The sequence below is a fragment of the Amycolatopsis sp. NPDC104587 genome (assembly GCF_055583645.1).
Window position 1 is genome coordinate 88377 of record NZ_JBVJNO010000003.1, and the last position, 26480, is coordinate 114856.

The 26480-nt window shown below is 73.7% G+C and carries 22 protein-coding genes; 8 read left to right on the top strand and 14 right to left on the bottom strand.

The window, feature by feature from the left end; genetic code table 11:
• The first annotated feature begins 3 nt into the window (after positions 1 to 3).
• Both ACZ61C_RS08560 and ACZ61C_RS08565 read left to right on the top strand, forming a co-directional pair.
• Complete coding sequence (locus ACZ61C_RS08560; protein WP_465304385.1) at positions 4 to 1500, top strand: cryptochrome/photolyase family protein; 1497 nt, start codon at positions 4 to 6, stop codon at positions 1498 to 1500.
• Positions 1501 to 1584: 84 nt separating this feature from the next.
• Positions 1585 to 2736: a DICT sensory domain-containing protein gene (locus ACZ61C_RS08565; RefSeq protein WP_465304387.1), complete on the top strand. Its 1152-nt coding sequence runs from the start codon at positions 1585 to 1587 to the stop codon at positions 2734 to 2736.
• A gap of 157 nt (positions 2737 to 2893) precedes the next feature.
• Here ACZ61C_RS08565 and ACZ61C_RS08570 read toward each other — a convergent pair whose 3' ends face one another.
• Genes ACZ61C_RS08570 through ACZ61C_RS08585 form a run of 4 tightly spaced genes read right to left on the bottom strand, consistent with a single transcriptional unit; the run spans position 2894 to position 10876 of the window.
• Complete coding sequence (locus ACZ61C_RS08570) at positions 2894 to 4348, bottom strand: MFS transporter (RefSeq protein ID WP_465304389.1); 1455 nt, start codon at positions 4346 to 4348, stop codon at positions 2894 to 2896.
• On the bottom strand, positions 4345 to 8520 hold the full coding sequence (locus tag ACZ61C_RS08575; protein WP_465304391.1) for a beta-ketoacyl synthase N-terminal-like domain-containing protein: 4176 nt from the start codon (positions 8518 to 8520) through the stop codon (positions 4345 to 4347). The genes ACZ61C_RS08570 and ACZ61C_RS08575 overlap by 4 nt, the downstream gene beginning before the upstream one ends.
• Positions 8517 to 10211 (bottom strand): fatty acyl-AMP ligase, encoded by a 1695-nt coding sequence (locus ACZ61C_RS08580; protein WP_465304393.1) that lies wholly within the window; start codon positions 10209 to 10211, stop codon positions 8517 to 8519. Before ACZ61C_RS08580 ends, ACZ61C_RS08575 begins: the two co-directional genes overlap by 4 nt.
• 26 nt (positions 10212 to 10237) lie before the next feature.
• Positions 10238 to 10876, bottom strand: coding sequence for a hypothetical protein (locus ACZ61C_RS08585; protein WP_465304395.1), 639 nt, complete (start codon positions 10874 to 10876; stop codon positions 10238 to 10240).
• Between the two features lie 446 nt (positions 10877 to 11322).
• Here ACZ61C_RS08585 and ACZ61C_RS08590 point away from each other — a divergent pair, with 446 nt between their 5' ends.
• From ACZ61C_RS08590 to ACZ61C_RS08600, 3 genes are read left to right on the top strand one after another with little or no spacing between them, the layout of a single operon-like run.
• A complete protein-coding gene (locus ACZ61C_RS08590; protein ID WP_465304397.1) occupies positions 11323 to 12336 on the top strand; it encodes an alpha/beta hydrolase in 1014 nt (337 codons plus the stop codon).
• Complete coding sequence (locus ACZ61C_RS08595) at positions 12333 to 13163, top strand: SDR family NAD(P)-dependent oxidoreductase (RefSeq protein ID WP_465304399.1); 831 nt, start codon at positions 12333 to 12335, stop codon at positions 13161 to 13163. The genes ACZ61C_RS08590 and ACZ61C_RS08595 overlap by 4 nt, the downstream gene beginning before the upstream one ends.
• Complete coding sequence (locus ACZ61C_RS08600; protein WP_465304401.1) at positions 13160 to 14368, top strand: glycosyltransferase; 1209 nt, start codon at positions 13160 to 13162, stop codon at positions 14366 to 14368. Before ACZ61C_RS08595 ends, ACZ61C_RS08600 begins: the two co-directional genes overlap by 4 nt.
• Here ACZ61C_RS08600 and ACZ61C_RS08605 read toward each other — a convergent pair.
• The 3 genes from ACZ61C_RS08605 to ACZ61C_RS08615 all read right to left on the bottom strand — a co-directional run bounded on the left by ACZ61C_RS08605 (position 14358) and on the right by ACZ61C_RS08615 (position 17378).
• Positions 14358 to 15329 carry a YdcF family protein gene (locus tag ACZ61C_RS08605; RefSeq protein WP_465304403.1) on the bottom strand — a complete coding sequence of 324 codons (972 nt, stop codon included), beginning with the start codon at positions 15327 to 15329 and terminating at the stop codon, positions 14358 to 14360. The two genes, ACZ61C_RS08600 and ACZ61C_RS08605, sit on opposite strands and share 11 nt — an antisense overlap.
• 94 nt (positions 15330 to 15423) lie before the next feature.
• Positions 15424 to 16947 carry a catalase gene (locus tag ACZ61C_RS08610; protein ID WP_465304405.1) on the bottom strand — a complete coding sequence of 508 codons (1524 nt, stop codon included), beginning with the start codon at positions 16945 to 16947 and terminating at the stop codon, positions 15424 to 15426.
• The gene (locus tag ACZ61C_RS08615) at positions 16944 to 17378 is read right to left on the bottom strand and encodes a Fur family transcriptional regulator (protein ID WP_465304407.1); all 435 of its coding nucleotides are present in this window, start codon (positions 17376 to 17378) and stop codon (positions 16944 to 16946) included. The genes ACZ61C_RS08610 and ACZ61C_RS08615 overlap by 4 nt, the downstream gene beginning before the upstream one ends.
• 103 nt (positions 17379 to 17481) lie before the next feature.
• On the opposite strand from ACZ61C_RS08615, the gene ACZ61C_RS08620 reads away from it, so the two are divergent.
• Positions 17482 to 17850 carry a DNA polymerase ligase N-terminal domain-containing protein gene (locus tag ACZ61C_RS08620; protein WP_465304409.1) on the top strand — a complete coding sequence of 123 codons (369 nt, stop codon included), beginning with the start codon at positions 17482 to 17484 and terminating at the stop codon, positions 17848 to 17850.
• A 57-nt stretch (positions 17851 to 17907) separates the two neighbouring features.
• On the opposite strand, the gene ACZ61C_RS08625 is transcribed toward ACZ61C_RS08620, so the two are convergent.
• The 6 genes from ACZ61C_RS08625 to ACZ61C_RS08650 form a co-directional block, all read right to left on the bottom strand.
• Complete coding sequence (locus tag ACZ61C_RS08625; protein ID WP_465304411.1) at positions 17908 to 18624, bottom strand: DUF998 domain-containing protein; 717 nt, start codon at positions 18622 to 18624, stop codon at positions 17908 to 17910.
• A gap of 107 nt (positions 18625 to 18731) precedes the next feature.
• Positions 18732 to 19598, bottom strand: coding sequence for an NAD(+)/NADH kinase (locus ACZ61C_RS08630; RefSeq protein ID WP_465304413.1), 867 nt, complete (start codon positions 19596 to 19598; stop codon positions 18732 to 18734).
• A 27-nt stretch (positions 19599 to 19625) separates the two neighbouring features.
• Positions 19626 to 21101, bottom strand: a complete 1476-nt coding sequence (locus tag ACZ61C_RS08635) for a flavin-containing monooxygenase (protein ID WP_465304415.1) — start codon at positions 21099 to 21101, stop codon at positions 19626 to 19628.
• A gap of 1 nt (position 21102) precedes the next feature.
• Positions 21103 to 21945: an SDR family NAD(P)-dependent oxidoreductase gene (locus ACZ61C_RS08640; protein ID WP_465304417.1), complete on the bottom strand. Its 843-nt coding sequence runs from the start codon at positions 21943 to 21945 to the stop codon at positions 21103 to 21105.
• Positions 21929 to 22819: an alpha/beta fold hydrolase gene (locus ACZ61C_RS08645; RefSeq protein WP_465304419.1), complete on the bottom strand. Its 891-nt coding sequence runs from the start codon at positions 22817 to 22819 to the stop codon at positions 21929 to 21931. Before ACZ61C_RS08645 ends, ACZ61C_RS08640 begins: the two co-directional genes overlap by 17 nt.
• Positions 22816 to 24111: a cytochrome P450 gene (locus tag ACZ61C_RS08650; protein ID WP_465304421.1), complete on the bottom strand. Its 1296-nt coding sequence runs from the start codon at positions 24109 to 24111 to the stop codon at positions 22816 to 22818. The genes ACZ61C_RS08645 and ACZ61C_RS08650 overlap by 4 nt, the downstream gene beginning before the upstream one ends.
• Positions 24112 to 24205: 94 nt before the next feature.
• On the opposite strand from ACZ61C_RS08650, the gene ACZ61C_RS08655 reads away from it, so the two are divergent.
• Positions 24206 to 24793 (top strand): TetR/AcrR family transcriptional regulator, encoded by a 588-nt coding sequence (locus ACZ61C_RS08655; protein ID WP_465304423.1) that lies wholly within the window; start codon positions 24206 to 24208, stop codon positions 24791 to 24793.
• Here the strand turns inward: ACZ61C_RS08655 and ACZ61C_RS08660 are convergent.
• Positions 24790 to 25848 (bottom strand): amidohydrolase family protein, encoded by a 1059-nt coding sequence (locus ACZ61C_RS08660; RefSeq protein WP_465304425.1) that lies wholly within the window; start codon positions 25846 to 25848, stop codon positions 24790 to 24792. The two genes, ACZ61C_RS08655 and ACZ61C_RS08660, sit on opposite strands and share 4 nt — an antisense overlap.
• A 54-nt stretch (positions 25849 to 25902) precedes the next feature.
• Between ACZ61C_RS08660 and ACZ61C_RS08665 the strand changes: the two genes are divergently transcribed.
• A complete protein-coding gene (locus ACZ61C_RS08665) occupies positions 25903 to 26478 on the top strand; it encodes a TetR/AcrR family transcriptional regulator (protein ID WP_465304427.1) in 576 nt (191 codons plus the stop codon).
• The last annotated feature ends 2 nt before the right edge of the window (positions 26479 to 26480 follow it).

A 26480-nucleotide genomic window follows, 5' to 3' on the forward strand; every position in this document is an offset into this window, starting at 1 on the left:
CCCATGGGAGACGAACCCGCGCTCTGGCTGTTCGCCGATCAGCTCGGGCCGCACTTCCACAGCACTCCCGGGCTCCGCGACCGCGACGTGCTGCTGGTCCGCTCGGCCGCGGCCTTCGCCGGGAAGCCGTTCCACCGGCAGAAGCTGCACCTCGTCCAAGCCGCCCTGTACCGGCTCGCGGCCGACCTCGGCGACCGCGTCACGCTCCTCGACGCGCCGGACTACCGCACCGGGCTGCGGCGCTTCGGGAGGCCGGTGGTCGTGCACGAACCGACGTCGCACGCGGCCGACGCGTTCGTCCGGCGGCTGCGTGCCGAAGGCGTCGTGACGGAGATCCTGCCGACCCCGGGGTTCGTGCTGTCCAAAGCGGACTTCGCCGAGTGGGCCGACGGCCGCACCCGGTTCGTCATGGAGGATTTCTACCGCGACCAGCGCCGGAAGTTCGGCGTTCTGCTCGACCCCGGCGGAGAGCCGGCCGGCGGTCGGTGGAACCTCGACCGCGACAACCGGGAGCCGCCGCCGAAGGCGACCCGGCTCGGCGTCCCCGCGCCGTGGCACCCGCGCGAGAATCCGATCGACGACCGCGTCCGCGCCGAGCTCGACCGCGCCGAGCGCGCGGGGGAGATCCACCCCGTCGGCGTCGACGGCCCGCGGCGGTTCGCCGTCGGCCACGACGAGGCGGAGCGGGCGCTGCGGCGGTTCCTCGAGCACCGGCTGCCGGACTTCGGCCCGCACCAGGACGCGATGCTCACGCACGACTGGGCGATGGCGCACGCGCTGCTCTCGGTGCCGCTCAACCTCGGCCTGCTCGACCCGCGGGACGTGATCGAAAAGGCCGAAGCACGGTACCGGACCGGGGAAGCGCCGCTGAGCAGCGTCGAGGGGTTCGTCCGGCAGGTGCTGGGCTGGCGTGAATGGGTGTGGCACCTGTACTGGCACCAGGGGCCGGACTACTTGCGCCGCAACGCTTTGCGGGCGCGCCGGGAGCTGCCGCGGTGGTGGCGCGAGCTGGACGCCGACGCGATCGAGGCGGCCTGCCTGCGCACCGCGCTCGCGGGGGTGCGCGACCGCGGGTACGCCCACCACATCGAACGGCTGATGGTGCTGGGCAACCACGCGCTGCAGCGCGGGTACGACCCGGCCGAGCTCACCCGGTGGTTCGCGACGGCGTTCGTCGACGGGTTCGCTTGGGTGATGCCGGCGAACGTGATCGGCATGAGCCAGTACGCCGACGGCGGGCTCGTCGCGACCAAGCCGTACGCGGCGGGCGGGGCCTACATCAACCGGATGAGTGACCACTGTCCCGGTTGTGCCTTCGACCCGAAGAGGCGGACGGGGCCGGACGCGTGCCCGTTCACGGCGGGGTACTGGGCGTTCCTCGACCGCAACGCCGAGCGTCTCCGCGGGAACCACCGGATGCGGCAGCCGTTGCGGGGCCTGGAAAAGCTCGCGGACCGTGACGAGGTCGTCGCCCGGGAGGCGGACCGGGACCACTTCTGAGTCCACCCCATCAGGTGGCTAGCCGGGGCGGGCGCGGTCTCTTACGGTGGTTGTCTCCCTTTCCCCGGCGAAGGCGATCCCCTGATGCCCGAAGCAGATCCGCGCGGCGCCGCCCGCGCGGGGGTGCTGTCCAAGCGTGCCCTGGTGACCGCGTCCCACGCGGTGGAGCGGGCGGCGCTCGCGGAGGGCGCGGGAGCCGACACCGTCGTGTTCGCGCTGTTCCAGCGGCTGCCGTACTTCGACCGCGAGCGCGAGGTCTACGCCCGGATCGCGCGGCGGGCCGCGGTGACGGTCGTCGGCATGGTCGACTCCGGCCGGCCCGACCTGCCGCACGGCGTCACGCCGGTGCTGCTGCGCGCCGACGAGCCGATGGCGCGGGAGTGGTCGGTCGCGGTGCTGTCGCCGACGTTCGGCGCTTCGGTCGTCGCGCAGGACCTGGACGAGGTCGACCCGCAGGCGTCCTCGGTGGAGCGGGCGCGGCTGTTCCGCGGGCGCTGGGGCCTGCGCCGCGACGAGGCGTACGCCGAGGTCGTCCGGCTCCGCGACGCGATGGGCGACCGGCTGCCGCCGTCGGTGCGCCGCCGGGTCGACGACGTCCTGGCGTCGGTCGACACCCCGGCGGCGCTCGACATCGAGAGCCGGGCCGAGGCGGCGTTGCGGCACGTGGCGGCGAAGCTGGACTCGGCGCGCGCGGAAGAGCCGCCGCCCACCGGCCCGCCGGTCGACCCGGACACCGGCCTCGACACGTTGGCGGGCATCACGTCCTGGCTCGGCGACGCGACCGACACGGTCCCGCTGGGCCTGGTCCTGGTGGTGGTCGACGACCCGGCGGCGGTCGAGCGCCGCCACGGCGTCCGGGTCCGGATGCACACGGAGCAGAACATCGCCGACCTCCTCCGCGACGGCCTCCGCCCCCTCGACCGCGCGGTGCGGCTCGGGCCGGGGGAGTTCCTGGTGGTCCAGCCGGCGGTCCCGGCGGGGGAGCTGGCCGAGCGCAGCCGCCGGCTCGAGAACCGCCTGGCGGCGTTGCACACGACGTACCCGTTCGTGGACCTCCACCCGCGCACGACGACGATGCTCACCCGGCGGCGGCCCTTGCCGTTGGCCGGTTTGCGGGCGCAGGTGCGCGACGTCCCCGCGGTGACGCTGTGGCCGCCGAGCCAGGGGTCGTTGCCGATCCCGCCGAAGCCACGCGGCCCGGTGATGCGGTCGGGTGCGGGGAGTTGGTTCCGGTGAGGGTTGTGTATAACAACCTATACTGCGGGCGTTGAGCCGGTTCGCCCAGGACCGCAGCTCGACCAAAGCTGCGAGGCGAGGGGCGGGCGTTGAGTCGGTTCGCCCAAGACCGCAGCTCGACCGGCGAAATGGCGAGGCGGGTCCGGCGAGCTGTGAGTCAGATCGCCCTGCCCCGGCACAAAAACGACACCACCGCAGCGACCGCGAACAGTCCACAAGCGACTCCCGCCGCCACCTGCACCCCATCCGCGCAAGCCGCCCGCGCCGCCGCCAGCAGCTCGTCCGCCGCCGCCAACCCTCGTGCCGCCGTCTCCGCCTGCGCCGGACCCGCCGCTGCGAGCCGGGCAGCTTCCAAAGGCACCCCTGGCGGGACCACCAGCCGCGCCGCGTACACCGCCGCCGCCAGGGAACCGAACACCGTTGTCCCCAGACCGGCTCCCAGCTCGTAGCCCGTCTTCTCGACCGCCGCCGCGCCACCCGCGCTGTCCGCCTGGGCCGCCGACAGGAGCGTGTCCGTGCTCGACGTCAGCGCGAGCGCCATGCCGAACCCCGAACCCACCAGCGCGCCGCCCAGCCACCACGGCGAGCTCGACGCCCCCGCGGCCGGGATCAGCAACGCCAGCGCCGCCACCGCGAACCCCGCCGTCCGGACCCGGACGTTGCCGAACCGTGCGAGCAGGCCCGGAGCCACCACGCTCCCGGCCGCCGACGCCCCGAGCACCAGCAGCAGCCGCGCCGCCGCGGCCGTCGGGGAGAGGCCGAGCACCACCTGCAGGTACTGGGCGAGCAGCAACCCCAGCCCGACCAGCGTGCTCATCACCAGCAGCACTCCGCCGACCGCGCCCGGCACACCCGGCCGCCGGAACAGCCCGAGGTCCAGCAACGGCTCCGGCGACCGGCGTTGCCGCCGGACGAACAGGCCGAGCAGGAGACACCCGGCCGCGCCCGCCGCGAAGCCGCCCCCCGACGGCCCGATGGCGGACGCGACCCCCAGCACCCCGCCGGCGGCGAGCGCGGCGCTGAGCGCGTCCCACCGGCCCGGCCCCGGTGGTGTCCGCGGCAGCCACCGCAGCGCCGCCACCACCGCGGCCAGGATCACCGGCGGGTTGACCAGGAACGTCGCCCGCCAGCCCCACGCCTCGACGAGGACCCCGCCGAGCACCGGCCCGAACACCGAGCCGGCGCCGGCGATGCCGCTGCACACCGCGATCGCGGTGCGCCGCTGCCGCCGCTCGGGGAACAGCTCCCGCAGCAGCGACATCGTCACCGGCATGATCATCGCGCCGCCGCAGCCGAGCGCCGCCCGCGCGGCGAGCAGCGCCGGGACGCCGGGGGCGAGCGCGCAGCCGAGGGACGCCAGCCCGAACACGACGTAGCCGGTGACCAGCACCCGCCGCCGCCCGAAGCGGTCGCCGAGGGTGGCGAACGGCAGCAGCAGCGGCGCCGCCGTCAGCGGGTAGATCGCCACGATCCACACCTGGGCGGCGGCATCGGGCCGCAGCTGCCGGACGACGTCGGGCAGCGCGACGTGCAGCACGGTCGCGTCGACCGCGACCAGCAGCAGCCCCGCGCCGAGCACGGCCAGCAGCGGCCAGGCCCGGACCAGGGTCACGGCCACAGCAGGCCCGCCAGGTGCCGCGCGACGACGTCGACGTGCGGCGGGTCGACCACTGAGAGGTGGTGCGCGGCGACGGGCACGATCTCCAGCCGCGGGCACAGGTCCGCCCAGCCGGCGGCGAGGTCCGTACGGGAGTACCGCGGCTCCATCGCCAGCCCGGCGGCGTACGGCTCGGTGGCCCGGTAGAGGACGACCCGGCCGTCGTAGCGCCGGGGCGTCCCGCGTTCGGCGGCCAGAGTGTCCAGAAAGGACTGACGCTGGTGCCGCAGCACCCCCGGGCTCAGCAGCCCGGCTTCGGCGACGCGGCGCATGGTGAGCTCGATCTGCTCCTCTTCGGGCAGCGGCGCGAGCTCGTCGTGGCCGAGGGCGACGGGCCGGCCGTAGGTGCCTTCGACGTAGCCGGTGAACCGCAGGAACCGCCGGGCCGACGACGCCCGCGGGTCGAGGTCCGGTTCCGGCAGCGGCAGCATGGTGTCGACGAGCGCCACGAGCTCGACCTCGGCGCCTTCGTCTGCGAGCCGCGCGGCGACGCCGTAGGCGAGCGCGCCGCCGAACGACCAGCCGGCCAGGCGATACGGCCCGTGGGGCTGCCGTGCCCGCACCAGCGGGAGCAGGCGGTCGACGCGCTCTTCGACGCTCGTGCCGGGCACCCGTTCGAAGCCGACGCACGGCACGCCGCCGGGCAGCCGGTCCAGCAGCGGCCGGTAGACCGTGCAGGTGCTGCCGCCGGGGTGGAACAGCAGCAGCGGCGGGGTCCCGGCGTCACCCGGCGAGAGCAGGTGCACGGGCCCGCGTTCTTCCCGCGTGTCCAGGACGGCGCGCGCGACGTCGGCGATGGTCGCGAGGGAGTCGTGCCGCAGCAGCTCGGCCGGGTCGACGGGGGTGTCGAGCTCGGTGGTGAGCCCGTCCGCGAGCAGCCGGGCGAGCGGCTCCGGCCGGGCGGCGCCGGACAGCCGGACGTGCGTGCCGCTCGCGTCGGCGCCGGTGTGGTCCCGCCACAGCCGCAGGACGAGCCGGTCGGCGGCGTCCCACGCGCGGCCGCGGGCCGGTCGCGGAGTCTCGTCTTCGCGCGGCGCGAGATCGCGGTTGAGGTCGGCGAGGGTGGCGCCGCGCAGGACGGCGGCGGCGTCGGGTTCGGCGCCGAGCTCACGCCGGACGGCCTCGCGGATCCGGTTCGCCATCAGGGAGTCCAGCCCGAGCTCGACGAGCGGGACGTCGGCGTCGAGCCGGTCGGGGGACAGGCCCATGATCGCGGCGACGATCTCGGTGAGCCGGTCACCACCGGCGGCGCGAGGCGCCGCACTCGCCGGACCCCGGCGAGCGGGGGCCGGCTCGGGATCGGTGTACCAGAACCGTTCGTGCCGCCAGGGCATCGGCGGGACGTCGGTGAGCCGCGCCCCGTCGTCGGGGTCCGTGAGACTCAGCCCGATCCCCGCGCAGTACACCGTCGCGGCGGCCGCGCCGAACGCGCGGACCTCGTCCTGGCCGCGGCGCACCGTCCCCGTCACCACCGCGTCCGCCACTCCGGCGGCCGCCAGCGTCCGGGCCACCGAACCCCGCAGGATCGGGTGCGGGGACACCTCGACGAACACGCGGTGCCCGTCCGCGGCCGCCGCCGTCACGGCTTGGCGGAACCGCACCGGCCGCCGCAGGTGCGCTGCCCAGTACCGCGCGTCGAAGTCCGGCAGCTCCCGCGGGTCGGTCAGGACCGTGTCGTACCAGGGCACCAGCGGCCGCCGCCCGCCCAGCTCGGCCAAGGCGTGCCGCAGGTCGCCGAGGACCGGTTCGACGCCGGCCGAGTGCCCGGCCACCGCCACCGGGAGCCGCCTCGCCGTCCGGCCGGCGGCTTCCAGCTCCGTGACGAGCCGGTCCAGCACGTCGGCGTCCGCGGCCACGGTCAGCTGCCCCGGTGCGGAGTCGACGGCCAGCTCGACCCCCGGGTACGCGGCGAGCTCTTCGGCCGTCAGCTCGACGGCGGCCATCGCGCCGCCCGGCCGGACCGTGCCCAGCAGCCGCGCGCGGGTCGCGACCAGGTGGACGGCCTCGTCGGCGGTCAGCACCCCGCTCACGACGGCCGCGGCCGCCGACCCGAGCGAATGCCCGAGGACCGCGGCGGGCCGGACGCCGAGCGCCTCCCACCGGGCGGCCAGCGCGACCTGCGTCCCGAAGATCGCCAGCTGCGTTTCGGCCAGCGAGAACGGGCCGGCGGAGCCGAGCAGCGCACGCAACGACCGCCCGGTGTGCTCGGTGAACGGGTCGCCGAGCTTGTCGACCTGCGCGGCGAACGCCGGTTCGGCGGCCAGCAGGCCGCGGCCCATCCCCGGCCACTGCGAACCGTGCCCGGAGAACACAAAAACCGGGCCCTCGCCGGGATTCGCGCTCCCGGTCGCCGCGCCTGCCGGCAACGGGTCGGCGCCGGCGCCGACGGCCCGCAGCAGCGTCGCCAGCTCGGCCCGGTCCCCGGCGACCACCGCGGCGCGGTGCCGGCCACCGTTGTCCCGCCGGAAGAGCGTGTGCGTGACGTCGGCGAGAGAGGCGGCCGCGGGGGAGTCCAGCCAGTCCGCCAGCTGCGTCGCCCGCTCGGCGAGCCGGTCGCGGGTGCGGGCGGACAGCAGCCCGATCCGGACGCCGGCAGCTTCCGGGGGAGCGGCCGGGAGCGCGTCCTGCTCGACGACGACGTGCGCATTGGTTCCGCCGAAGCCGAAGGCGGACACGCCGGCGGTGGCCCGCCCGCTGTGCCGCGGCCACGGTGTCGGCTCGGTGACCACGCGCAGCCGCAGCTCGTCGAACGGGATGTGCGGGTTCGGCGTGGTGAAGTGCAGCTGCGGCGGCAGCTCGTCGTGGGTCATCGCCAGGACGACCTTGATCAGCCCGGCGATCCCGGCCGCGGCTTCGGCGTGCGCGATGTTCGTCTTCACCGAGCCGACCAGCAGGGGCGCGTCCGCGTCGCGGCCCGCGCCCAGCACCGCGCCGAGCGCGCCGGCCTCGATCGGGTCGCCGAGCAAGGTGCCGGTGCCGTGCGCCTCGACGTAGTCCACAGTGGATGGATTGAGCCCGGCGCCGCGGTAGGCGTCCCGCAGCATCGCTTGCTGGGCCACGGGGTTGGGCGCGGCGAGGCCGTTCGAGCGGCCGTCGGAGTTGACTGCGGAGGAGCGGATCACCGCGAGCACGCGGTCACCGTCGACTTCGGCGTCCGCGAGCCGCTTGAGCACCACGACCCCGCAGCCTTCGGCCCGCGCGATGCCGTCCGCGCCGGCCGAGAAGGTCTTGCACCGGCCGTCGTCCGCCAGCAGCCCGGCGGCGGCGAACGCGGCGGTCGGCCCGGGCAGCAGCATGAGGTTCACCCCGGCGGCGAGCGCCAGGTCCGCTTCGCCGTCGCGCAGCGCCCGCACGGCGTGGTGCACCGCGACCAGCGAAGACGAGCACGCGGTGTCGACGGCCATGCTCGGCCCGCGCAGGTCGTAGAAGTACGAGAGCCGGTTGGATGCGATGCTGCCCGCCGCGCCGGTCGCCGTCGCCAGGTCGGGCTCGGCACCGGCCATGGTCAGGTGGCCGTAGTCGTGCGTGGCGATTCCCGTGTAGACACCGGTGCGGCTGCCACGCAGCGACGCCGGCGCGATCCCGGCGTGCTCCAGCGCCGCCCAGGTCACTTCGAGGAGCATGCGCTGCTGGGGATCCATCGTCGCGGCTTCGCGCGGGGTGACGCCGAAGTGCTCGGCGTCGAACCCGGCGACGTCGTCGAGGAACCCGCCGACGACCGGCGCCGCGTCGCGGTGCCAGCGACCCGGCGGCGCGGTCCGGACGGCGTCCCGTCCGCTGTGCAGCAGCTCCCAGAACTCCACGAGCCCGTCGGCGCCGGGCCAGCGGCAGCCGAGGCCGACCACGGCGACCGGGTCGGTCCGGCGGCGGTCCGTGGCCCGGGTTTCGGGTACGGGCTCGTCGTCCGGGGTGAGGCTGCGGGCGAGGTGGTCGACGGTCGGGTTCTCCCACAGCAGGGTCGCGGGGAGCCGGGCGCCCAGCAGCTCTTCGAGGTCCGCGGTGATCCCGACGGCCTGACGGGAGGACAGGCCGTAGTCGGCGAGCGGGCGGTCGGGCTCGACGTCGGCGCCGAGGTGCTCGGCGAACAGGTCGAGCAGCCGCCGGCGGAGGGTGGGGTCGTTTCTCATCGCGCCAGGGCCTTTCCGTAGTCACCGGCGAGGTAGCGGTCGCGACAGGCGGCGCGCGCGATCTTGCCGCTGGAGGTGCGCGGCACCCGGCCGGCCGGGACGAGCAGGACGGCACGCAGCGCGAGACCGTGCGCGTCGGCGACGAGCCGCCGGATCGTGGTGACGAGGTCGCGTTCCGCCTGCTCGCTCAGCTCTTCGTGGGCGCGGTGCTCGGCGACCACGACGACCGACTCGGTGTCGGCGCCGCCGACCGCGAACGCGGCGGTGCTGCCGGGGCGGATCGCGCCGTGGGCGGCCGCGGCGGTCGCCTCGACGTCCTGCGGGTAGTGGTTGCGGCCGTCGACGATGATCAGGTCCTTGATGCGGCCCGCGATGTAGAGCTCCCCGTCGTGGCGGAGGCCGAGGTCGCCGGTGCGCAGCCACGGCCCCTCGGGCAGCCCGCCGGCCGGCCGGGCGCCGAAGGTTTCGGTGCTCTCGAGGGGTTTCCGCCAGTAGCCTTCGCCGACGTTCGGGCCGTGCACCCAGATCTCGCCGACCGATCCGTCGGGGACCACGACGGCGGTGTGCGGGTCGACCAGGGCGACGTCCTGACCGGCCGGAACCCCGCAGGCGACCAGCCGGACGCCGTCGCCGGCCGGGCGCGCGGTGCCGGTGGAGAGGGCGTCCCGGTCGAAGGTCGTGACGCGCGGGGGCGCGGCGGGGCCGGTGGTGACGAAGACGGTCGCCTCGGCCAGGCCGTACGCGGGCCGCGTCATCTCCGGCCGGTACCCGGCGGCGGCGAACGCGGTGTGGAAGCGGTCGAGGACGTCCGGGTTGATCGGCTCGGCGCCGTTGACGATCGCGGCGACCCGCCCGAGCCGCAGCCGGGCCCGGTCGGCCTCCCGCACGCGGGTGGCGCAGTAGTGGAAGGCGAAGTTCGGCGCGGCGCTCCAGGCGCCGGCGTGGTCGCCGAGCAGCTCCAGCCAGCGGACGGGCCGTTCGATGAACGCGAGCGGGTCCATCAGCACCGACCGCAGGCCCAGCGCCAGCGGCGTGACCAGACCGAGGACGAGGCCCATGTCGTGGAACAGCGGCAGCCACGACACCGTCGTGGCCGCGGCCGGGTCGAGCCCGAGCCCGCGCACGACCTGGCCGACGTTGCCGAGCACGTTCGTGTGGGTGAGCACCACGCCGGCCGGGCTTCGCGTCGACCCCGAGGTGTACTGCAGGTACGCGACGTCGCCCGGGGCCGCTGCCGGCGCCGGCCAGGACTGGGCGGGGCCCGGGCGATCGGCGGCGACGACCGGGACGTCGACGAACTCCTCGACCGCGGCCTGGACGGCTGTCGTCGTGACGACCGCGGCGGGAGTGCAGTCGGCGAGCACCGCGGCGAGCCGTCCCGCGTGGCCGGGCAGGCCCGGGTCGAACAGCGGCACCGCGATCGCGCCCGCGGTGACCGCGGCGAGGAAGCCGACGACGTAGTCCGGGCCCTGCGGGCAGAGGACCGCGACCCGGTCGCCGGGACGCACCGGGAGCGCGGCCGCGGCGGAGTCGACGCGGTCGGCCAGCTGCCGCCAGGTGAGGGTGCGCCGCCGCCCGTCGCGTTCGGTGCTGAAGTCGGCGAACGTGAGCGCGGCTTCGTCGGGCTTCGCGGCCGCCCAGTGCCGCAGGCAGGCGGTCAGGGTGTCGCCGCCGGTGTGCTCCAGGGACATCGGGTTCTCCTCTTGGTTCAACGGGGTCAGCGACCCAGCCGCGGGAGCGCGTGCTGCCACGCGGCGACGGCCAGGGCGTCGAGGTCGACATCGGTCGCTCCGGCGTCGCGGAGCAGGACGAGCACGGTGCCGGCGGCGATGGCGACGGTGCGCAGACGGAGTCCCGGCAGCCCGGCCTGCTGGCCGGGAAGGGTTAGGACCTGCTGGTAGGAAAGGGTTTCCGCGCCGGGGACGGCGGGCGCGGGGCGCAGGGTGAGGGTCGAGACCGTGGGGAGGTCCTGGTCGTCGACGGTGACCTGCGCGCACCGGCGGACCTGCGCGGTCCAGGCGGCGAAGTCGGGCGGTTCGGGGGTGCGGGCGACGAGCTCGGACACCTGGCCGCCGGGCACCGCGGCCTGGAAGCCCTGCCCGGTCGTGGTTCCGGGGCCGAGCAGCCGTCCGTGCGTCACGTTCGCGCACCCGTCTTGCGGCTCCGGCGCCGCTCGTGCGGTGGCGGCGAGGTCGAAGACAGCACGCGGGCCGCTCCCGGGGACCGACTCGGCGGGCAGCAGCGCGGCGGGCGGGACGGCCGGTTTTCCGGCGGCCCCGGAAATGGTGGTCGCGGCGGCCGCGGCGACCAGGAGAGCGGCGGCGCGGACCGGGGGAAAGCGAATTCGGGCAGGCATGAAAAGCCCTTTCGGGGAGTGTTCTCGAGGGGGTTCGCGGTCCCCGCGTTGGGACCTCGCCGGGGGACGGGTCAACGGGGTCCGAGCCCGGCGGCAGGGGAAGGCTACGACAGGAAATCGGTTACCGGAAGCCCGTCAAGAAAACGTAAACGGTCTTCGTGTACAGGGGGTGACCTGCTGATTTTCAAGTTACTGGCGAGTTTGGTGCGGGGATGTGGCACGGCCGTCCGACTCTGGTGACGGTCGGTGACCGTACCCTCACCCCGACGGGGGAGGAGAAGCGTGGTTTTGTTTGCCTGCGCTTCACATTGTCCGGTGAGATCGACGACCGGACAATTGCCAAGCGAGCCGTTCTTCCTCTAGGTTGACCGCGCATCCGACGCGGTTTCCGCGTGATCGCCGTCACTTTTCAGAATTCGATCGACCGACCGGGGAAAGGAATGCGTATGCGCATATCTGGGAGGTGGCTCGGCGCGGCCGCGGTGGTGGCCACGGTGGCCTTGGTGGTGCCGGTGGCGCCGGCGCGGGCCGCGACCGGCGTCCCGGACGCCCGGGCCGACGACGGCTCGCACGTCGTCGCGGAGTCCACTGTGGAGGGTGACCCGCGGGTGCTCGACCTGACCGTGCGCTCGACCGGCGTCGGCGCCTACACGATGGTCCGGCTGATCCTGCCGCGGGACTGGGCGGCCGAGCCGGACCGGAAGTGGGCGGCGGTGTACCTGCTCGCCGGGGAGACCCGCCTGCAGGACTACCGCGGCTGGAGCGCCAACACCGACATCCGGGCGCTGGCCGACAACGCCGGTGTCCTGGTCGTCATGCCGGGCGCCGGGCCGGCGGGGTTCTTCAGCGACTGGTGGAACTACGGCAAGGACATCGCGCTCAACCAGTGGGAGACGTTCACGGCCGGCGAGCTGCCCCAGCTGATCGACCGCGGCTACCGCGGGGACGGCCGGCGGGCAGCGGCCGGTCTTTCGCTCGGCGGTTACGGCGCGATCGAACTGGCCGCGCGCCGCCCCGGCGTGTTCCGCTACGCGGCGTCCTACAGCGGGAACCTCAACCCCACCGGCCCGACGGGGGAGCTGCTGACCGACGCGATCGTCAGCTCGGCGCACCTCGACCCGGAGGCGCTCTGGGGCGACCGGCGACGGGAATCCGCGCGCTGGGACGCCCACGACCCGCTGGTGAACGCCGAGCGCCTGCGGGGGACCGAGCTCTACCTGTCGGCGGGCAACGGCCTGCCGGGGCCGCTCGACTCGAAGCTCCCGATCGACGTCCTGCCGGGCGCGATGCTGCTGGAGTTCCTGTGCGGCGGCCAGACCACGGCGATGGCCGGCCGGCTGCGCGCGCTCGGCGTCCCGGCGACGGTGGACCTCTACGGGCCGGGCACCCACCAGTGGGCGTACTGGCAGGAGCAGCTGCACAAGACGTGGCCGCGGATGCTGCAGGTGCTGGCATCGTGAAGGCGTCCTATGTGGTCACGGGCGCGTCGAGCGGGATCGGCCGCGCGTGCGTGGCGGAGCTGGTCCGCCGCGGCGCGCACGTGTGGGCGAGCGTCCGCACCGACGGCGACGAGAAGGAGCTCGAACGCGCCTACGGCGAGGCGGTCACGGTGCTGCGGATGGACTTGCGCGACGCGGCGTCGATCGAGGAGTGCGGCCGGCGCGTCACGGCCGGCGGCCCGCTGCGGGGCCTGGTGAACAATGCGGGCCTGGCCCGGCCAGGGCCGCTGGAGTACGTGCCGCTGGAGGCGTTCCGCGAGCAGCTGGACGTGAACGTCACCGGGCAGCTCGCGGTGACCCGCGCGATGCTCCCGGCGCTGCGGATCGCCTCGACGGCGCGCGTGGTGACGGTCGGCTCGATCGGCGGCCGCATCGCGGGGCCGATGATCGGGCCGTACCACACGTCGAAGTTCGCGCTGGTGGGGTTGACCGACAGCCTCCGGGCCGAGCTGGCGCCGGAGGGGATCGAGGTGGTCCTGGTCGAGCCGGGCGCGGTGGCGACGGCCATCTGGCCCCGCGCCCAGGCGGCGGCCGAGGAGGTCCGGTCGTCGCTGCCACCGGCGGGGCTCGAGCGGTATGGCGCGCAGTTGGCGGCAGCGGAACACAGCGCGGCGCGGTCGGCCAGGACGGGAGTGCCGCCGCGACGGGCGGCCCAGGTGGTGGTCCGCGCGTTGACGGCCCGCCGCCCGGCGCCGAGGTACCTGGTGGGAGGGGACGCGCGGGTGGCGGCGGTGCTGGCCGGCCTGCCGTTCCGGCTCCGGTACCGCCTGACGGCGGCCAGGCGATGAGCCGACTCGTGGTGATCCTCGCGCCCGGATCGCGCGGTGATGTCCAACCCTGCGTCGCGCTCGGCCGGGGGATCACCGCCGATGACGACCGCGTCCGGATCCTCGCCGCCGAACGGTTTCGGTCCCTCGTCACCACGCACGGCCTCGCCTTCGCGCCCCTCTCCGCCGATCCCGGCGAAATCCTCGGCTCGGCCGCGGGCCGCGCCTGGACCGCCGGACGCAACCCGCTCAAGTTCCTCTCCGGCCTCCGGGAAGTCCTCACCCCGCTCCTCGACCGCCTCCTCGCCGACGTCCACACCGGCACGAAAGACGCCGACCTCGTCCTCGCCCCGACCCTCGGCTTCCTCGGCACGCACCTCGACGTCCCCAACGTCGAACTCCACTACCAGCCCGGCATCCCGACGCGCGCCTTCGCCCACCCCCTGCTGCCCCGCGCCCGCCACCTCGGCCCGTGGGGACGGCAGCTGAGCTTCACCGCGGTCGACACCCTGGCTTGGCAGCTCCTGCGCCCCGAGATCGACCGCTGGCGCACGGCCACCCTCGGCATTCCCGCTACCGGCCGTCGCGGGCCCCGGCGGAACGGGCCCGTGCTCTGCGGATTCTCCGACGCCGTGGTGCCGCGCCCGCCCGACTGGCCCCCACGAGTGCACCTCACCGGCTATTGGTTCCTCGACGCCGACGACGGCTGGCGCCCGGACCCGCGGCTGCGCGACTTCCTCGCCGCCGGGCCACCGCCGGTCTACGTCGGCTTCGGCAGCATGGAATCCGGGGGTGCCGCCGGGACCGTCCGGGAAGCTCTGCGGCGAGCCGGGCTGCGCGGCCTGCTCGGCATCGCGGGAGAGGACTCCGACGACATCCTCACCGTCACCGACGTCCCGCACTCCTGGCTGTTCCCGCGCACCGCGGCGGTCGTGCACCACGGCGGCGCCGGAACCACCGCCGCCGCGTTGCGCGCGGGGGTGCCGGCGCTCGTCTGCCCGGTCTTCTCCGACCAGCCGTACTGGGGCGACCGGGTCTCCCGGCTCAGCGCCGGGCCGCGGCCGCTGCCCCTCGAGCAGCTGGACGTCGACGTGCTGACCGCCCGGCTGCGCGAGCTCACCGGCAACCCGCTCTTCCGCCGGGGCGCGCAGTACGTCGGCGCGCGGCTGCGGGCCGAGGACGGTGTGGCGCGGGCGTGCGGTGTGCTGCGGGAGATCAGAGCGTGAGCAGCACCCCGGCCGCCACGACCACGACGCACGCGGCGATCGTCGTGCGGCGGTAGTGCAGGATCAGCGCCGCGAACTCCCGCAGCAGCGCGCTCGGCAGGAAGTACCGGGCCGTCGGGGAGCCGACCGCGTGGAACGGCAGGTGCAGGCGGCGGCACTCGACCGCCGCGCGGAACACGTGGTAGTTGCTGGTCACCGCGACCACCCGGCGTGCGTCGTCCGGGAGGAGCGCGGCCGAGAACCGGAGGTTCTCCTCGGTGGTGCGCGCCCGGTCTTCGCGGCGGATCCGGTCGTCCGGCACCCCGCGCTCGCGCAGGTAGGCGTGCATCGCCTCGGCTTCGGTCACCTTCTCGTCCGGCCCCCGCCCGCCGGACACCACCAGCAACGGCGGGGTGGACTCCCGGGTGTAGAGCCGGAGCGCGCGCTCGAGCCGGCCGGCGAGCAGCGGCGGCACCTCGTCCCCGGCGAGCCCGGAGCCGAGCACGATGACGGCGTCCAAGCCACCGCGCCGGCCGAGCCGGCTGTACAGCACCGAATAGACCAGGAGCGAGAAGAACAGGAACCCGAAGTACCCGGCGAGCACCGCCGCGATGGCCACGGCCGCCGCGCCCCACCGGCCGAGCGGGACGAAGAGCAGCGCCTCGAGGAGGATCATCCCGGCACCGAGCGCCAGCGAGAGCAGATTCCCGGTGGAACGGCCTTCGCGGCGCCACATCTGGGCGCCGTTGACGAGCAGGGCGACCGGTAGCGCCAGCGCGACCAGGGCGATCACCCCGAGCACGACCGGTGTCAGCCAGTCCAGGTGCAACGCCTGGCGCAACAGCCACAACCCGGTAAGCAGAAGCGCGACGCCGAGCCACACGGCGTTGCCGAGCCGCCGCGGCTCGTGCGCCAGGCGCACGGCGAACACGAGCAGCGCCACCGCGGCCGCGACGGGCAGCACCCCGTCGGCAAAACGCAAGCATGGCCTCCCTGATCGGTCCCCGAGGAAGCCAACCTAGCCGAACGCCCGCGGCGGTCTCCGCCCGCCCGGGAGCGGAGACCGCCGCGAGTCCTCAGGCCTTGTGCTGCATGCTCGACCGCGCCGGGTTGCCCTGGTCGGCGGCCTTCGGGTCCTTCTCGTCCTGCTTGGCGCGCACGCCCGACTCGATCCGGTCGCCGACGTCCTTGTCGACGTTGCGCCAGTAGTCGAACGCCCGCGCCAGCACGGGCTCGCTCACGCCGTTGAGCAGGTGCCCCACGACGTTGTCGACCAGCCGCCCGCGGGCGTCGTCGTCCAGGACCTCGCGGACCATCGTGCCGGCCTGCCCGAAGTCGTCGTCCTCCTCGCGCAGCGTGTACGCCGTGCGGACCATTTCTCCGTCGGCCTGCCAGCCGGACGGCTGCCCGTAGCGGGCGACGTCGGCGTGCGGGCCGCCCTTCGAGTTCGGCGCGTAGACCGGGTCGGACACCTTCGTGTACCGCATCGCGCCGTCCTTGCTGTAACTGTGGACGGGCGCGACGGGGGCGTTGACCGGCAGCTGCTTGTAGTTCGCGCCGATGCGGTAGCGATGCGCGTCCGGGTAGGAGAACAGCCGGCCCAGCAGCATCTTGTCCGGGCTCACGCCGATGCCGGGCACCAGGTTGCTCGGCTCGAACGCGGCCTGCTCGATCTCCGCGTGGTGGTCGGTCGGGTTGCGGTCGAGGGTCATCCGGCCGACCTCGATCAGCGGGTAGTCCGCGTGCGGCCACACCTTCGTCAGGTCGAACGGGTTGAACCGGTAGGTCTTGGCGTCCTCGAACGGCATGACCTGCATCTTCAGCGTCCAGCTCGGGTGGTCGCCGCGCTCGATCGCCTCGTAGAGGTCACGCGTGTGGTAGTCGGTGTCGGCCGACGCCATCTGGTCGCCTTCGTCCTGCGTGAAGCACTCGACACCCTGGTCGGACTTGAAGTGGTACTTCACCCAGAAGCGGTCACCCGCCTGGTTGACCCACATGTAGGTGTGCGAGCTGTAGCCGTTCATGTGGCGCCAGGTCCGCGGGAGGCCGCGGTCGCCCATCAGCCAGGTGACCTGGTGCGCCGACTCCGGGGACAGCGTCCAGAAGTCCCACTGCATGTCGTGGTCGCGCAGGTTGTTGTCGGCGCGGCGCTTCTGCGACCGGATGAAGTGCTGGAACTTCAACGGATCGCGGATGAAGAAGACCGGGGTGTTGTTCCCGACCATGTCGTAGTTGCCTTCGGTGGTGTAGAACTTCACCGCGAAACCGCGCGGGTCGCGCCAGGTGTCGGGGCTGCCCCGCTCGCCGGCGACGGTGGAGAACCGGACCAGCAGGTCGGTCTGCACGCCCGGTTGGAAGACGGCCGCCTTGGTGTACGCGCTGACGTCGCCGGTCACCTCGAACCGCCCGAACGCGCCGCTGCCCTTGGCGTGCGGCTGGCGCTCGGGGACGCGTTCGCGGTTGAACTGCGCCATCTGCTCGATGAGGTAGTTGTCCTGCAGCAGGATCGGGCCGTCGGGACCGATCGTGAGGGAGTGCTCGTCGCTTTCGACGGGGATGCCGGCGTCGGTGGTGGTCGGTTCGGGTCGGATCTGTGTCACAACGTTCCTCTTTCCGCGGGGCGGGCGGCGCACCCGGGGCAGATGCCCCAGAACACCACTTCCGCCTCGTCGATGGTGAAGCCGTGCGCGGTGCCGGGGGTGAGGCAGGGCGCGGCGCCGGTCGCGCAGTCGACGTCCTCGGTCCGCCCGCACCGCCGGCACACGACGTGGTGGTGGTTGTCCCCGGCCCGGCGTTCGAACCGGGCGGGGTGGCCCGGCAGCTCGATCCGCCGGACCAGGCCGGCTTCCGTGCACGCGCCCAGCACGTCGTAGATCGCCTGGGTGGACACGGAGTCCAGCAGTTCCCGGACGCCGGTGCCGATGGCGTCCACAGTGGAATGAGGATGCTCGGTCAGCCAGCTCAGCACGGCCCGGCGGGGCGCGGTGACCCGCAGACCCGCCGCCCGCAGACTCGACGCCGCATCGCTCATGACTCCCCACCGTGCGCCCTTCTCTGGAACCGGTCAAGTCCACGGATGGACGGTTTTGCGGGCGCCAAAACGGGTAGGGCGCCTGGTCTGGCATCGTGGGGGAGTGAGCGAGCGACCGGCGTTCGTGCTGCACGAGCACTGGCGCCCCCGGCACCACTTCGACCTCCGCCTGGAGGAGGACGGCGTGCTGCGCTCGTGGGCGGTGCCCCGCGGACTGCCCCCGGACACGAAGGGCAACCGGCTCGCGGTCGCCGTGCCGGACCACGCGCTCGACCACCTGGCCTTCGAGGACGACACGAAGAAGATCGCGGACACCGGCTGGTGGGAGGAGCACGACCGGACGGACAGGCGGATCCTGTTCACGCTGCACGGCCGGGCTGGTGCGGTGCGGTACGCCCTGATCCGCACGAACCGGGACTGGTTGCTGCATCGGACGCGGGACCAGCCGGGTCAGACCTCGGCCCAGGCGTAGCGAATTCCCGGGCCCAAGGGCTGGGGGCTTGAGTGTCGCGAATGGGTCATGGCGACGTCACGCCGCCGCGGGTTGTGCTCGTCCGGGGAGGCGGCGGTCGCGCGGTGCTCGAGAAGGCCGCATAGCGCGGTGCGCCCACTGGCCCAGCACCGCCAGCAACGCGATCTCCAGCACCATCATCAACCGCTCCACCAGCCCGGTCGCCACCGTCGGCAGGTGGCCGCCGAGGATGACGTTCACCGCGAACGGGACGATGAACGGCAGGTAGAACGGGATCGCGGCCAGGGCGAGCCGCCGCGACCAGGACGCGAAACGGCGCCAGCGGGGGTCGTCGCGGTGGCGGCGGCCCAGGGCCCAGCCGACGATCGGCAGGCTCAGGCACGTCACCGCCGACGCGTACAGGTGGATCTTGCCGGTCGCCGTGATCGCACCGCCCTGGGGGTCCTTCGCGAAGATGGCCACCGCCACCAGGCTCACGCACCACAGCGCCTTCGCCGCCACCAGTGCCGGGTTCGCCAGCAGGCCACGGCGGTAGAGCGCGACCAGCAGCAGCGCCGAGCCGGTGCTGGTGAGGATCAGCGCGCCGTCCCACAACCCACGGCCCGGGCTCAGCGCGTAGTCGCTGAGCATCGAGCTGACCGGGTCGAGCGGCGCGAGGCTCCGGTCGAGGTGCAGAACCACGAGCAGGACGACGGCGACGGCGAACGCGGCCAGCGCGCCCGGCACGAGCAGGCGGGCGCGGAGGCGGGGACGGACCGGTGAAGGGCACAGCATGCGTTAAGACACTCCGGGACGGCTCGGCTGGTTCAGGCGCAAGCCGCGGACGCTACCGTGACCGTTCCGTGACCAGCGTGAAGCCCGGCCGAGATGTGACGCAGGCCTCAGTGCTCGCCGTCCTGCGGGATCTCCGCCGAGTCCGTCAGCCGCAGCTTGCGGCGCGCCCGCTGGTAGAACGTCGTCATCCCGAGCCGGACGACCCGGGCGGCGCTGGGCCGGCCGCGCAGGTCGAGGCGGTCGCCGGCGGAGACGTACCCCGCGACCTGGCCGTCGACCTCCACCGCCAGCCGCCCGCTGGTCGGCAGGATCTCCAGCGACACCTCGTCGTGCACCGACAGCACCACCCCGCGGCTGTACGCCGAGTGCGGCGCCGCGGGCGTGACCAGCAGCGCCTCCACCGCCGGACTGGTGATCGGGCCGCCCGCGGAGAAGCTGTAGGCCGTCGAGCCGGTCGGGGTCGCGACGACCACCGCGTCGGCCGAGTAGCTCACGAACGGCTGGCCGCCGACGCGCACCGCGACCACCGCGCTGCCGTCGCCGGGCACGCGGACCACCGCGATGTCGTTGAACGCCGTGATCTTCCGGCCCTCCAGCACGGCGTCCACGGCCAGCCGCGGCTCCACCGTGAACTGGTGGTCGTCGATGGCCGAGAGCGCGCCGGGCAGGTCGGGGACGTCGACCTCGGCGAGGAAGCCGAGCTTGCCGAGGTTCACCCCGAGCACCGGCGCGCGCTGCCCGTCGGCCAGCCGCATGGCGCGCAGCATCGTGCCGTCGCCGCCGAGGCTGACCACCAGGTCGGAGCGGCGGCCGAGCTCCTCGGGGGTCACCCCGACCGCCGCGCAGTTGAGGCGGACGATCTCGTCGGCGATGCCGAGGATCTCGATGTTCCGGTTGCCCGCCCAGCCGAGCACGGCGTCGACGGCGGCCGCGGAGTCGCGGCGGGGGTGCAGGACCAGGCCCGCGGAGTGCATGTCAGCGGGCCGGGTCGGGAGCGAGCGTCATGCGCCCAGTCTGCCCGCTCCCGCCCGCCGCCGCGAGAACCGGAGCGCGCCGTCGTCGATCCGGCCGTGCCGCAGCTTGACGACGTCGTGCGCGTAGCTCATGCCGAGCGTCCACGGCGCCCGCGAACCGGCCTTCGGGAACTCGTCGATCGACCGCAGCACGTACCCCGCGTCGAAGTCCAGCAGCGGCCGCTCGGTGACGGCCGGGTCGTCGTTGACCGGCACGCACTGGTCGAACCCCTGCCGGTCGAGGTGGCGCAGCAGCCGGACGAAGTACTCGCCGACGAGGTCGGCCTTCAGCGTCCACGACGCGTTCGTGTACCCGATCGTGAACACGAAGTTCGGCACGCCGCTGAGCATCATCCCCTTGTACGCCATGGTTTCCGGCAGCTTCACCGGCTCGCCGTCCACCACGAGCTCGATGCCGCCGAACGCGAGCAGCTTCAGCCCGGTGGCCGTGACGACGACGTCGGCTTCGAGCTCGGCACCCGATTCGAGGCGGACTCCCCGCTCGGTGAAGGCGGCGATCCGGTCGGTGACGATCGAGGCGTCACCACGCTTGATCGAGCGGAAGAGGTCGCCGTCCGGCACCAGGCAGAGCCGTTGGTCCCACGGCTGGTACCGCGGCTTGAAGTGGGTGTCGACGGCGTACCCCGGCGGCAGCTGCTTCATCGCCGCCTTGCGGATCATCGCCTTGACCACCCCGGGCCGGCGGCGGCTGAGCTGGTAGATCAGCGTGCTCACGGCGACGTTCTTCCAGCGCGCGATCGGGTACGCCAGCTTCGCGCCCAGCAGGCCGCGCAGCCGGTTGGCCAGCGCGTCTTCCGACGGCAGCGAAAGGATGTAGGTGGGGGAGCGCTGCAGCATCGTCACGTGCTTCGCGCGGTCGGTCATCGCCGGGACCAGCGTGACCGCGGTCGCGCCGCTGCCGATCACGACGACCTTCTTGCCGGTGTAGTCGAGGTCCTCGGGCCAGTGCTGCGGGTGCACGACGGTGCCGCCGAACCGCTCCAGCCCCGGGAACTCCGGCGTGTGGCCACCCGCGTAGTCGTAGTAGCCGCTGCACAGGTAGAGGAACTTCGCGGTGAGGGTCACGGGCTCGCCGTCGTGCACGGCGTCGACCGTCCACAGTGCGTCCTCTCCTGACCATTCGGCGCGGACGACCTTGTGCCCGAACCGGATGTGCCGGTCGATCCCGGCCTCGGTGGCGGTGTCGCGCACGTACTGCAGGATCGACGGCCCGTCCGCGATGGCCTTCTCGCTGGTCCACGGCCGGAACCGGTACCCGAGCGTCTGCATGTCCGAGTCGGACCGCACGCCGGGGTAGCGGAAGAGGTCCCAGGTGCCGCCGATGGCGTCGCGGGCCTCGAGGATCGTGTACGTCCGGCGCGGGAACGCCGTCCGCAGGTGGTGGGCCGCGCCGACGCCGGACAACCCGGCGCCGACGATCAGCACGTCGACGTGGTCGGTCATCTCAGGCGGCCTCCGTTCGCCGCAGGCGCTTCAGCAGGAGCGAGAGCACGGCGTTGTAGTGGGTGGGGGTGACACGCGCGAGCGCGTCGAAGAGCCGGGCGTCGGGGCCGACGAGGATGCGGGCCTTCCCGCGGTCGACGCCGGTGTGGATGACCTCCGCCGCCTTGTCCGGCGACGTCATCGTGACGGCCTCGAACTGCGCGGCCATCTGCTCCTTCGTGCGGCCCAGTCCTTCGGGGTCCTGCCGCATCCGGGCGTTGCGCGCGATGTTGGTCGTGATGCCGCCCGGGTGCACGGTGATCGCGCGGACCGCCGAGCCGCGCAGCTCCTGGCGCAGCGACTCGGTGAACCCGCGGACGGCGAACTTCGCCGCGCAGTAGGCGCTCTGGTGGGCCACCCCGAGCAGGCCGTAGACGCTGGAGGTGTTCACGATCGCGCCTTCGCCCTGCTCGACGAGGATCGGCAGGAACGCCCGCGTCCCGTGCACCACGCCGTGGAAGTTGATGTCGTGCAGCCAGTCGTCGTCCTCGGGCACGGCGTCGAGCACGGTCGAGGTCACCGCGACCCCGGCGTTGTTGAACACCGCGGCCAGCGGCGCCGGGAGCCACTCGCGCACCTCTTCGGCGAACCGGAGCTGGTCGGCGGCGTCACGGACGTCGAGCACGCGGGTGAGCACCTTGCCGTGCAGGGCCGCGGCGGTGGCCTTGAGCCCGTCCTCGTCGACGTCGGCGAGGGCGACCGGCGAGCCGAGCCGCGAGAGCCGCGCGGCCAGCGCCCGGCCGATGCCGGACGCGGCGCCGGTGATGACCACCGGGCGGCCGGTAATGCTACGGGGCCGTGACATCGCTGCTCCTCACGTGCTTGTCGATGAGGTCGAGGACGGTCGGCCACGCGCCTTCCGGCAGGTCGTGACCCATGCCGGGGACGGTTTCGAGGCGGGCGCCGCGAATCGCGCGGGCGGTGGCGGCGCCGCCGGTCGGGTGGACCATCCGGTCACGGTCGCCGTGGATCACCAGCGTGGGCGCGGTGATCCGCTTCAGCCACGCCGTCCGGTTGCCGGACTTGAGGATCGCGCCGAGCTGACGGCCCACGCCGCCCGCCGTCGGGTCGCGGTCCCAGCCCGTCCCGGCCGTCTCGCGGACCCACGGCTCGTCGAAGGGGAAGCCGTGCGAGCCGATGTGCCGGAACATCGTCACGGCGCTTTCGATCGCCTCTTCGCGTGACTTCGGCGGCTTCGCGCCCATCAGCCGCAACGTCGAGAACGCCGGGCGGCCGATCAGCCGGGAGCCGGTCGTCGACATGATCGACGTCAGGGTCCGGACGCGCTCGGCGTGCAGGGCCGCGACCGTCTGGGAGATCATGCCGCCCATCGACACGCCGGCGATGTGGGCGGTCTCGATGTCCAGGGCGTCGAGCAACCCGACGGTGTCGGCGGCCAGGTCGGTCAGGTCGTACTGCTCCGGCGGGAAGCGGCCGGCCAGCATCGCGGGCAGGCTCGCCGGCCGGAACCGCGGGTGCGTCGAGCGGCCCGCGTCGCGGTTGTCGAACCGGATCACCTCGAAGCCGCGTTCGGCGAGCCGGGCGCAGAACGCGTCCGGCCAGCTGTGCAGCTGCTGGCCCAGCCCGGCGACGAGCACGACCGGCTCGGCGCCGGCGTCCCCGATCCGTTCGCAGGCCAGGGAAATCCCCCGGCCGGCGTCGGCGATCTGTTCGGTCACGAATCTCCTCCGGTGCTCCGGCGGCGCACGACCGCGCGGCCGCCCTTGGCCGGGGCGTACGCGACGCCCCGAGAGTGCCAGCGTTCGTCCGGCTCCGCCGTCGGAACGAGCGTGAAGTCCCGCAGCAGGGTGCGCAGGACGACGGACATCTCCATGGTCGCGAACGCGGCCCCGAGGCACCGGCGGGTGCCGCCGCCGAACGGGATCCACTGGTAGAGGTCCGGGCGCGCGCCTGCGAAGCGGTGCGGGTCGAAGGTGGCCGCGTGCGGGAAGACCGCGTCGTCGTCGTGGATCAGCGCGATGCTGACCAGCACGTTGTAGCCCTTCGGCAGGGTCCACCGGCCGAGCTGGAAGCCGTCCTGCTTGACCTGCCGGGCGGTGAGGTCGATGACCGGGCGGGCGCGCTGGACCTCGAGGATCGTCGCCTCGAGGAGCTTCCCGTCCGTCGCCTCTTCCAGCTCCTTCAGGAGCGCGGGGTGACGGCGGAGGCGTTCGACGGCCCAGGCCAGCGTGGTCGCCGTGGTCTCGTGCCCGGCGGTGAGCAGGGTGAGCAGCTGGTCGGCGATCTCGTCGCGGCTCAGCCCGGACCCGTCGTCGTAGCGGGTCTGCAGCATCATCGAGAGGACGTCGTCGCCGTCCGGGCGCGCCTTCGCGATCAGCCGGTCGACGATCGTGTCGTACTCGCGGCGCATCGCCTCGAAGCGGCGCCAGGGGTTGAACCGGCCCTTCTTCGGGATCGGCGCGACCGCCAGCCGCGAGCCGAGGGTGACGAACGGCGGGAGCAGTTCGCGCAGTTCGGCGAACTCGGCCCCTTCGGCGCCGAACACCGCCCGGAGGATGGCGTTGAGGGTGATCCGCATCATCGACGGCAGCGTCGCGAACGCGCGGCCTTCGGGCCAGGTTTCCAGTTCCCGGACGGTTTCTTCCTCGACGATCTTTTCGTACGCGGCGAGCCGGCGGCCGTGGAACGGCGGCACCAGCAGCTTGCGCTGCCGTTTGTGCTCGTCGCCGGACAGGGCGAACATCGACCGCGGGCCGAGCACCCGCCCGAGGTTGACCTCGAGGTTGTCGACGAGGTCCGGCCCGGACGTGAACAGCTGCTTGATCTCGGCGGGGCCGCTGATCACGACGGCGTTGCCGAAGATCGGCACGTTCACCGTGAACGCGTCGCCGTAGCGCGCCCGCAGGCGGCGCATGCCGCGCAGCGGGAACGTCAGCGCGTAGGCGCCCTGGACTGCGCGCGGTGCGGTGGGGCCCGGCGGCAGCGCCACCGGCCTCGTCATGGTCGTCATCGACCCTCCCGGAAAGGTGGTACGCGAACGTACCGTCGGTACGGTACGCCGGTGTACCATTCGATTTCAAGAGGAGGGGTATAGCGTGGCGACGGTGACGACAACGGCTCCCGTGGCCGGCGGGTTCCGGCAGCGGCTGCTCGACGGCCTCGCCGCGGCCATCACCGCGGATGGCTTCCGCGACACGACGGTCGCCGACATCGTGCGCCAGGCCCGCACGTCCCGCCGGACCTTCTACGAACACTTCGCCGGCAAGGAAGAATGCCTCGTCGCGCTGCTGGCCGACGCCAACCGCGAGATGATCCGCCAGATCTCCGAAGCCGTGGACCCGCAGGCCCCGTGGGCCGACCAGGTGCGGCAGGCGATCGAGGCGTGGATCGCCTGCGCGGAGTCCGAACCGGCGATCACGCTGAGCTGGATCCGCGACGTCCCGGCCCTCGGCGCCCCGGCCCGCGAACTGCAGCGCGACGCGATGGAGGGGTTCATCGCGATGACGCACCGGCTGACCGACACACCCGAGCTGCGCGCGGCGGGGATCAGCCCGCCGTCCCGGCAGCTGGCGATCATGCTGCTGGGCGGCCTGCGCGAGCTGATCGCCACGACGGTCGAGGACGGCGGTCGCGCCGGCGACGTCACCGAGGTGGCGGTCCGGGCCTCCTTGGCGTTGCTGGGCCCGGCCTAGTGCTCGACGCCCGCGCACCAGACGCGGGTGATCGCGCGGGTGGCGTGGATGTCCGCGACCGGGTCGCCTTCGACGAGGACCAGGTCGGCGCGCAGCCCCGGCTCGATCCGGCCCCGGTCGGTCAGGCCGAAGTGTCGCGCCGGCAGTTCGGTGGCCGCCCGCAGCGCGTCCACTGTGGACAAGCCCGCCTCGACGAGCAGGGTCAGCTCGGTGTGCAGGCTTTCGCCGTGCGCCACCTGGGAAGGCAGGCCGGGCTGGGTGTGGGAGTCCGTGCCCGCGAGGATCGGCACACCCGCGCGGTACAGCTCGCCCACGGACAGCTGTGCGCCGTTGTACGCCTCCGGTGAGCCGAACCCGGACGCCAGGCCCTGCATCATGACCAGGGTCGGGACGACCACCGGCTCTGCGGCGACCGCTCGTTCGACATCGTCGGCCGCGACGGGAGCGCCGAGCGGCGCGTGGGTCAGGATGTCGGCGCCTGCGTCCAAAGCCATCGTGTACGCCCCGGCCGAAGCGGCGTGCGCGACCACCCGCAGCCCGGCTTCGTGCGCGGCCTCGACCAGCGCCCGGGCGGCGGGCAGCTCAGGGCCGCCGTTTCCCGGCGCTTCCAGGACGATTTTGAGGTAGTCGGATCCGGCGGCCACCCGCGCCGCGACGAACTCCGCGGCTTGGGCGGGATCGGTGACGATGGCCTCGGCGGGCAAGCCGAGCACGCGAGCGTGGGGCCCACCCGGGCCGATCGCGGGCAGCCCGGCGCTGCGGATGTCGGTGAGCCCGGGCTGGTTCCGCAGGGACGTGAGGAGCTCGATGTCCGCCGTGGCCATGTCGAGCGCGGTCGTGACGCCGTGCCGGGTCAGCTGCTCCAGGTTGTCCCGGCTGTCGAGGTGGATGTGGGCGTCGACGAGCCCCGGCAGCAGGACGTGCCCTTCGCCGTCGACCGTCCGTGCGCCGTCGGGATCGGTGCCGAGAACGGCACCGTCGATCACGACGGTCCGCGGCTCGGTGAGCCCGGCGCCGTCGAACACCCGGACACCGGTGATGGCGGTCTTGGTCATGGACACTCCCACGTTAAGGAACGATACTGTTCACTATAGCGGAAGGAGCGGACGATGACGGCGACGCGGCGGCGGGGTGACTCGCTTGTGCGGGCGATCTACGAGACGACGCTGGCCGAGCTGGCTTCGACGTCGTTCGAAGAGCTGAGCTTCGAGAAGATCGCCGCCCGCGCCGGCACCGGGAAGGCCGCGCTCTACCGGCGCTGGTCGGCGCCGGCGGACCTCGTGCTCGCGGCGCTCACCGACCCGGTCGCCGGGTTCGAACAAACTCCGCCGCCACGCACGGGCTCGCTGCGCGGTGACCTCGTGGTGCTGCTCGGCGGGCTGGCCCGGGTGCTCGACGAGCCGCACGGCCGGGCGCTGCGGCCGCTGATCACGCAGCGGGACCGGCACCCGGAGCTGTTCGAGCGCATCCGGGCGCTGGTGCTGCGCCCGCGTCAGGAGCTGATCGTGGCGGTGCTCGCGGAAGCCGTCTCGCGCGGGGAGGCGCGGCCTTCGGCGGTCACCGCGCGGTCGGCCGCGGTCGGGCCGCGCCTGGTCGTCGTCGAGCACATCGAGTCCGGCGCCGTGCCGGCGGCGGAGGTCGAGGCGATCGTCGACGAGGTCCTGCTGCCGCTGTACCGGCGGTAGGT

Bases quoted from the DNA above. Each gene is read 5' to 3' on its own strand.
- ACZ61C_RS08560 (WP_465304385.1), top strand. From the start codon at position 4: ATGGGAGACGAACCCGCGCTCTGGCTGTTCGCCGATCAGCTCGGGCCG.
- ACZ61C_RS08565 (WP_465304387.1), top strand. From the start codon at position 1,585: ATGCCCGAAGCAGATCCGCGCGGCGCCGCCCGCGCGGGGGTGCTGTCC.
- ACZ61C_RS08575 (WP_465304391.1), bottom strand. From the start codon at position 8,520: ATGAGAAACGACCCCACCCTCCGCCGGCGGCTGCTCGACCTGTTCGCC.
- ACZ61C_RS08580 (WP_465304393.1), bottom strand. From the start codon at position 10,211: ATGTCCCTGGAGCACACCGGCGGCGACACCCTGACCGCCTGCCTGCGG.
- ACZ61C_RS08585 (WP_465304395.1), bottom strand. From the start codon at position 10,876: ATGCCTGCCCGAATTCGCTTTCCCCCGGTCCGCGCCGCCGCTCTCCTG.
- ACZ61C_RS08590 (WP_465304397.1), top strand. From the start codon at position 11,323: ATGCGCATATCTGGGAGGTGGCTCGGCGCGGCCGCGGTGGTGGCCACG.
- ACZ61C_RS08600 (WP_465304401.1), top strand. From the start codon at position 13,160: ATGAGCCGACTCGTGGTGATCCTCGCGCCCGGATCGCGCGGTGATGTC.
- ACZ61C_RS08615 (WP_465304407.1), bottom strand. From the start codon at position 17,378: ATGAGCGATGCGGCGTCGAGTCTGCGGGCGGCGGGTCTGCGGGTCACC.
- ACZ61C_RS08625 (WP_465304411.1), bottom strand. From the start codon at position 18,624: ATGCTGTGCCCTTCACCGGTCCGTCCCCGCCTCCGCGCCCGCCTGCTC.
- ACZ61C_RS08630 (WP_465304413.1), bottom strand. From the start codon at position 19,598: ATGCACTCCGCGGGCCTGGTCCTGCACCCCCGCCGCGACTCCGCGGCC.
- ACZ61C_RS08635 (WP_465304415.1), bottom strand. From the start codon at position 21,101: ATGACCGACCACGTCGACGTGCTGATCGTCGGCGCCGGGTTGTCCGGC.
- ACZ61C_RS08640 (WP_465304417.1), bottom strand. From the start codon at position 21,945: ATGTCACGGCCCCGTAGCATTACCGGCCGCCCGGTGGTCATCACCGGC.
- ACZ61C_RS08650 (WP_465304421.1), bottom strand. From the start codon at position 24,111: ATGACGACCATGACGAGGCCGGTGGCGCTGCCGCCGGGCCCCACCGCA.
- ACZ61C_RS08660 (WP_465304425.1), bottom strand. From the start codon at position 25,848: ATGACCAAGACCGCCATCACCGGTGTCCGGGTGTTCGACGGCGCCGGG.
- ACZ61C_RS08665 (WP_465304427.1), top strand. From the start codon at position 25,903: ATGACGGCGACGCGGCGGCGGGGTGACTCGCTTGTGCGGGCGATCTAC.